Origin of the sequence: Microbacterium sp., from assembly GCF_030149085.1 — a bacterium.
Classification (GTDB): Bacteria; Actinomycetota; Actinomycetes; order Actinomycetales; family Microbacteriaceae; genus Microbacterium.
The window spans coordinates 1-7705 of the sequence record NZ_JASBSF010000157.1 but is presented as its reverse complement, the minus strand read 5'-3'; the positions used below and the strand labels follow the sequence as shown (position 1 = coordinate 7705).

General features: G+C 65.7%; 2 protein-coding genes. Both read left to right on the top strand.

What is annotated here, in order from left to right; translation table 11 throughout:
• Window positions 1-1875 (top strand): UvrD-helicase domain-containing protein (locus Q1V87_RS06400; RefSeq protein WP_300591347.1); only part of this gene is annotated, 1875 nt, incomplete at its 5' end.
• Entirely contained in the window at window positions 1875-7568 is a 5694-nt protein-coding gene (locus tag Q1V87_RS06395) for a hypothetical protein (RefSeq protein WP_300591346.1), read from the top strand. The genes Q1V87_RS06400 and Q1V87_RS06395, both read left to right, overlap by 1 nt.
• Window positions 7569-7705 lie beyond the last annotated feature (137 nt).

The window sequence follows — 7705 nt, the reverse complement described above, 5'->3', positions numbered from 1 at the left end:
GCCCCGGTGGCGACGCCCACCTACATCCCTGCCGCGCCCAAGAAGCTGACCTACCTGGGGGATCACGGGTACCCGATCTCTGATCTCGTCGACGGGCTCGGCTTTGAGAAGGCGGATGCTGAGCGCCTCTACGCAGCCGATTCGGAAGAGGCCCTGGCTGCTCTCGCGGACGGCTTCGAGAACGAGTGGCAGCGTCTGGCGATCCTGGGCATGGCGGTGGGGGACACGATCCCCAAGATCCGGGCCGACCTCGGATTCGACGAGGTGGAGCCCGAGCTGGACGATGACAAGACCAACGAACAACAGGCTACTGCCGGCGATGACGATGCCGCCTTGATCGACGCGCTCAAGAGGCCGGCAAGCCGGATGCAGTTCGCCTTGGTGAACGATGATGAGGAGCTCCGCCGCATCCTCGATGAAGGAGACTTCGGTGCGTGGCGCGTCTTCCTGCATCCTGAGCAGGCGCAGTACGTCGCGCGCGACTACAACGGTCCGTTCCGGCTCACGGGCGGCGCGGGGACGGGAAAGACGGTCGTTCTGCTGCACCGCGCTCGCCGCCTCGCGCACGCAGATCCCCAGGCCCGCATCATCCTCACCACCTTCACGAAGGCTCTCGCGGGGATGCTGAAGCGCGACTTGGATCGGCTCGACAGCACTATTGCCCAGGTGTCCACGCTCGGCGTGCCGGGCGTTCACGTGACCGGGATCGACGCGCTCGCAGCATCCGTTCGGGACCGAGCAGGAAGCGAGTTTTGGTCGGTCGCTGGCGAAGCAGTCTTCGGCGCCCCCACTCGTGAGCGCGTCTCGATGGTCTCGAATAGTCAGGGGTGGGATGCCGCGGCATCCGCACTCGGGTCGGCGCCAATCGAGATCGCCAACCCCACGTTCCTCGAGGCCGAGTACCTGCAGGTGATTTTGCCGCAGAGAGTGCGGAGTCTCGCGGAGTACCTCGCCGCTCGACGCCCCGGTCGTGGGGTGGCGCTCGATCGTGGGCGCAGGGCCGCCGTGTGGGCGGCGGTCGAGGCCTATCGCGCAAACGCGGCAAGTGGCCGACGCCTGACATGGGCGGAGCTGTCGGCGATGGCCTCTGCGTTTCTCGAGGCCCGGGAAGAATTGAGGCCCGCGGATCACGTGTTGGTCGATGAAGGGCAGGACCTGAGCCCGCTGCACTGGCAGCTTGTGCGTGCGCTCGCGCCCACGGCATCCAACGACATCTTCATCGCAGAGGACGTGCACCAGCGCATTTACGGCCATCGCATTGTGCTCGCGCGGTATGGCATCAAGGTGGTGGGGCGGTCGCGCCGACTCACGCTGAACTATCGGACCACCCAGGAAAACCTGCTCTACGCGCTGGGGATGCTCGAAGACGCTCAGTACATCGACACCGCCGAGGAGACTGAGGCTAGCCACGGCTATCGGTCTGCGCGCCGTGGCCCGGTTCCACGCGTAGTGTCGAGCGCTCACGTCTGGGAACAGACGGATGCCGTTGCTCAGACGATCGCGGAATGGAAGTCGGCTGGCGTTGGGGACTCGATCGCGATCCTGGGGCGGACGACTCTGTCGCTCAAGCGACTCCAGCGACAGTTGGATGATCGCGGAATCGCGACTGCCTTGTATGGCGAGGCCGCGAAGCCGGGCACTCCGCAGCTCGTGACGATGCACAGCGCCAAAGGCCTCGAGTTCTCACGCGTCGTTCTCTTCGATGTGTCGGCGGGGTCGATCCCGCTCCCGCTCGCACTGCAGGGGCTCGCCGGGAGCGATCTCGAGGATGCCATGCTGCGTGAGCGGTCGCTTTTATACGTCGCGGCGTCACGGGCGCGGGATGAGTTGGTTGTCACTTGGGCGGGAAGCCCATCAGAGCTGTTGGGGAGCTGATGTCTGCGAGTCCGCCGAGCCAAGACAGCCGCCTCTACCTTGAGGAGGAGGTGCGCCGGCGAGCTCGACACGCGACTGCCGAGGACGTGCGCATTACGTGCTCGTTCGCGAGAGCCGAGCGCCTGCTCGGCCGGGAGTACCACGGCCGCTTCCTGATTGAGCTGCTCCAGAACGCGGCCGACGCGTGGCGCAACGGCAGCCGGCGCGACGAGGCGCGCTCAAAGGTCGCCATCGTGGTCGGCGAGGGGCCGGCGCTCCTGGTGGCCAACCAGGGCCAGCCTCTGTCTGCACAGGTCGTGGTTGAGTCGCTGGGGCACATCGGCGCCTCGACAAAGGCCGAAGGTCAAGCGATCGGTCACAAGGGGATCGGATTCAAGTCGGTTCTCGAAGTCACCGACACTCCGGAGATCTACTCGGGCCTGCAAGCGGAGACGGGGGCGATGTCCGTCCGATTCGATCCCGCTCTTGCGAAGGCGCAGATCACGGACCCCGCGAACAGCCCTGACTGGGATCAGATGGTCGCCGCGGTGCAGTCCGTCGATGCGGACGACGAGTTCGCCGCGATCCCGACGCTTCGCTTTCCCCAGTGGGTCGACGAGATGCCTCGCGAGGTCGAGGAGCTCAAAGCTCGCGGGTTCGACACGGTGGTTCGACTTCCATTCGCCGCTGGAGCGCGTCACCGCTTGAGCGAGGACGAGTGGCTCGAGGTCGTCCGCGCCGGACTGGACGATGTGACCGATCAGATCCTGGTGCTCCTCGGAACATTCGGCGAGATTGCTGTCGAGGATCGGCTCGCCGGCGACGCGGTCGTCATCGAACCGCGATGGGACACGACTCCCGCAACCGACTCGATGTGGGAACGCGTCGAGGTGCTGCGCAACGAAGAGATCTCGAGCGAGTGGCTGCTGGCGCGCGACTCTCTGCCGAGTGACGACGAACTCGGCGGTGAGGTCGCGCTGGGCATGCGTGTATCCGCAGCGCAGGGCGCAACGAGAATCTTGCCCGCGATGGTGGACAGCGACTCAGCCCCCTTCCATCTGTTCTTCCCGACGCGAATACCGTCGGGGCTCCCGTTCCTCCTGCACGGCTACTTCACCGTGGACGCAGCCCGGACCGGGTTCTACCGTGGCTTCCGTTCGGGCAACCAACTCATCCTCGCGGCGCTCGCAGACCTCGTCGTTCGGGGGGTCCGCGACCTGGCGGCGGACGAGTCGGTGCACATGTCATCGCTGGTCAACGTCGTGGCAGCGTGCGATGAACCGAGCGACGAACTCGCTCTCGAGTTCCGAAGCGAAGTCCTCCGGCGGCTCGACGAGGTCGACTGGATTCCGACGGAGCATGGCCCGCATTGCGATCCGTCGTCCGCACTTGCACTGTCCGAACGGCTCAACGAACTGATCCGGAGTGTGTTCCCCGCCGAGTACGTGCGGCGTCGTACCGATCGAGCGCTTCCCGGTGCGGGTCTCACCGATCGTGCCTTGGAGATGATCCGCCGGCGGAGGCTTGAGCCTGACTCTCCGTGGGAAATCGTCGGCCAGCTTGCTCGCCCGGGCGACGTCGATGTGTGGGACTTGTCAGACTCCGACGATGTCGACCGTCGGCTTCTAGGGGTCGTGGACTTGTTCGGCGCGCTTGGCGGCGAGAATCAGGCTCAGACGCAGGTGCTTCTTGCTTCGCTTCGCGGTGATGCCGACAGCCGTATCCTCGCGGTCGTCGACCAAATGGGAGCCCGCCGCCTGCTTCCGCTCCCCGATCCGCGGGAGGGAGTTGCCGGAAGCCGAAGCACGCTCATCATGGCGCGCATTCGTGGTTCGGTCGGTGGTTCGCTCGTACCGCCCGCAGAACTAGACCTCGCGTTCCTCCCCGATGGGCTCCTGGGTAGCGAGAGCGAGGTAGATCGCGCGCGATTGCTCGGCATCCGTCCCTACACCGTCGACAACGTACTCGACCGATTCGGTGGAGTAGGCGAATCATCGTCCTCGCCGGAGTTGCTGAAGTTCGCCTGGGGACTGCTCAGCCGCGAGCGGCGTTCGGGGTACGGCACGCGTAGGTCGGCCGCTGAGGCCGCCGCCTTCGACCCATCCGCCTGGTTCTGGTGCCAGCCCGGGCGGGCGCAGCGAGACGAGACCTCTCGGCTTCAGCAACAGCGCCTCCGCTTCTTGAGCGAAGTCAAGCTACCCTCCCGGGGCGGCAGCTGGCAGCCGGCCGGATCGCTCGCCTTCGGATCTGACTGGGCCGAGTGGCTGTCAAGCCTGGAAGGCAGCCTTCCGGCTTCGACGATAGAAGCTCGTCAGAGTGCCTATCGAGATCTTGAGTGCCTGAGCCCTGGGCCCGAGAGGCTTCTGGCGCCGCCGCATGAGGTGCTGGGGCTGCTCACAGGACTCGATCGCGGCGGCGTGTTCGACCTCGAGAACGAGGATGAGGAGGACGCATCCGAGGGCGAGGGGCTCGGGGTTGAGTGGCCCGACCTCGAACGGCATGCGTTCCTCCTCAGGTTGGGTGTCTGGGAGGTACCTCCCGTCGAAGCTCTGGCGAGCGGGGACTCGCGCGGGCGGGATCGATTCCCGTGGATCGGTGAGGTCGCGGACACCCGAAAGGCCGAAGTCGACGCCCGAGGCGGCTGGACTTTTGGCAGCTGGACGGGAGGTGCGCACAAGAACGCGTTCGTCACGGAGGACTACCGATTCTCATGGCCCCTCGAGGACTGCGCGCGTCGAGACGGGGCCGCGCTTGCTCGTAGCCTCCAGCGCGGCCTCGACCTCTACCGCGCCCGAACGACGATGCTTGTCGCCTGCAACCAGTGCACATCGGGCACCTGGCATACATCTCGATACTCGAGCAGCTCAGCGAATGGGTTCCCGAGTCTGCTCGCCGTCGAGCTTCAGCATGCCCGATGGATCTCGACCGCGATTGACGGGAACGTCAACTCCGATCCGGTGGACGCGAAGTCGACATGGTGGCTTGAGCGTCCGCCCAGCGGCGGTGGTCGGATGCAGAGCCCCTGGCGTCTCGTCCCGATCTGTGGCCCTCAACTTGGCGGGATCACACGCGAGTTGCGCGTCCTTGCTGGTGTGAACGCAATCGATGATGCGGGGGTCGAATCGCTTCACGGTCTTCTCTCGGGCCTCCGCGAGCGGTTCGATGAGGGCGTACTGCCCGTCGACCCGCTGACCTCGGGGACAGGCAGACAAGCGTTCATTCGCCTTCACACACTTGCGTACGAGCGCCTTGCGGAGCTCGATGATCCCGGTGCGGCTAAGGTCCTCGAGGAAGTCGGAGTGCTCGCAGAGCAAGGCGACCGGCTCACGCACATGTCCCGCGAGTCGGTTCGCCATGACGACGGGACCTACGCACCATACTTGCGTCACTTCCACGGACAGGTCGCGTTCGCCGCGCTCCCTCGCGACGCTCCTGCACGAGTTCGCGATGCATTGGGGATCGAGGTTCTCAAGATCGAGCTCGCTCGTCGTGGGAGCGAAGAGGGAGAGGATGTCACGGATCAACTGCATGCTCTTCTCGCTGATCGGCAGGCAGAGATGCTGGCGATCCTGGTCCACCACAGCCTTGGCACCCAGACGCTCACGTTGGGCAGCCAGGAATTCGAACGACGCGCACGACGGCTTGCGGAGCTGCGTATCAAGCGCCTCCCCGACCTCGTTGTCGAAGCGCGCGTCGAAGGGACAGGGCATTCAGCGACTCTCGGTGAGGGGGCCGATCAGGATGTCTTCCTCGATGGTGGCGCGACCAACTCGCCGACGCTGTTCCATGACTTCGCGGGCGACGGTTGGCAGGATCGCCTGCGCCGCAAGCTCGCACCGCACCTGGCGACGCTGCTCGAGAACGTCGCATACACGCATACCCTTGCGCTCTTTCTCCAAGCTCAATCGGACGCAGAGCGCGAGGACTTCTTGCTGGAACTCGGGATCTCGCACGACGAGGTCGATATCGTCCGAAAGCATCTCGGCGCTGCCAGCGCCGAGGAGCAGATTCGCCACGAACGCTGGTTCCGATCCATCCTTGCCGTGGCTGACGGTGACGACTCGGCTGACGTCGTCGATCTCGGGGTGCTCCACCAGGCACTCGTCGCCGCGTCGATCCCCGATGCAACAGCGACGCAACTGATCGAGGTCGGTGTCGATGAATCGGTCCGCCGTGATGTCAGCGAGTACGGCGTCCTGTGGGCCCTTGCGAGTGTGGGCGTCGATCTGGGGGCGCTGGACAGAGAACTGCGGGACCGGGGCGACGAGTCGGGGCTCACCGTCGACGTCGCGCGGCGCGCCCTTCGTCGCTGGATCAACGTCTACGGCAGTCGGGTGATTGCGTGCCTGGCGAAGGCGACCGGGGCGGAGCCCGAAGTGCTGAAGAAGCGCCTCGACCAGCTCGCTCCGCCGGCTCGGTTTCGATTCGACCTCGAGCCTGACCTGGGAGGTGTAGTAGAGCCGATCGCGGAGCTCATGATCGCGAGCGGCCTCCACGTGACGTCGGATGGTCTCGCCGTCAATCCAGCAGAGACGCTCGCACGGCTCGGCGGATTCTCGACCGTGGACGATCTTGCGACCCACGCGGCGGCTCTCACCAGCCCCGAAGAGCGTGCTCGGCTTCTGCGGAACCTCTCGGCGTCGTGGAAGAAGGAGCTCCGCTTCATTGGTGTCCTGGCGGCGATGGGGCCGGGCGAAACTCGATCCTCCGTTCGTGCACTTGACGACCACGTCGCGCAAGCCCTATCCGATGACGCGGCGACTCCCGAGGAGCTCGTGACCGTGGCAGGCGAGTTGCTTGCGTCATCGCCTGCGATGGCCGATTGGGTGACGGACAGCCTGCGCGGAGCGGACTTCGACTCGCCGAGTCCCGATCGCGCCGCGGTAGTGCGCCAGGCCAAGAGCGCCGGGATCGATGTGACGGCCCCACGTTTGACGCTGCTCGAGAAGTCGCTGGACCGACCGCGACTTGAACGGGCGCGAGCGGTGAGGAATAGGGCCGCCCAGCTCGCGTCTGGCGGGGTCCGTCCGAAGCCACCTCGGATGACGTGGAAGTCTTCACCCGAGCCGACTTCCGATCGGCGCGAAGTGTCGCGCAAGGGTGACGGGGGCGATGCCCACCCGCCCTTGCCGGTGCGCGCGATCAAGGTCGACCCCGGGATGGATCAGAAGAAGCGTGAGCTTGGAGACGAGGGGGAGCAGTGGGCGCTCGCCGCGGTTGTGGGCCAGTTCCTTGACGCGGCGCCGGAAGTGCGAGACCGCGCAGTTGAGGATGTCAGAGCGCTGCTTGCCGGCTTCTCGGGAGCGCCTGTCGACGAGGCCCTCTCGCACGCGTCGCTCGTGCAGCTGCGCGACATCGACGAAGAGGAACTGATCGAGGAGCTTGGCGCGCTATTGCACGTTGCTCGCTACAGTGACCACTTCGGCTTCGATCTCATCGGATGGCTGCCCGACGCGAACGGGGATGGTCTTCGAGCCACCTGTCTCGAGGTGAAGAGCACCGGAGACAACGGCTTCCACCTCACAGCGACCGAGTGGAAGCGGGCAGCTTTGCTGCACGACCGCGGCGCTGGTGACCGCTACTCGATCCTTGCCGTACGGCGAGGCAGAACGCGCGGCGTGCCCGTGAGCATGGATCTGCTCATCGATCCCGTGAGCCTCGTTGAAGCCGGGCAGTTGGTCCAGGAACCGGACGGCTACGAGATGACCTACTAGGGCGTGTTGATCAAGAGGTTCCGCTCCTCGGTGGGTGAGTCTTGAACGGTGACGCGACAGGAGATCTCTGACGAGGTGTGGGCCGTGATGGAGCCGTTGATGCCGACGGTGACCGGTCGGTCGCGGCCGTGGACGGA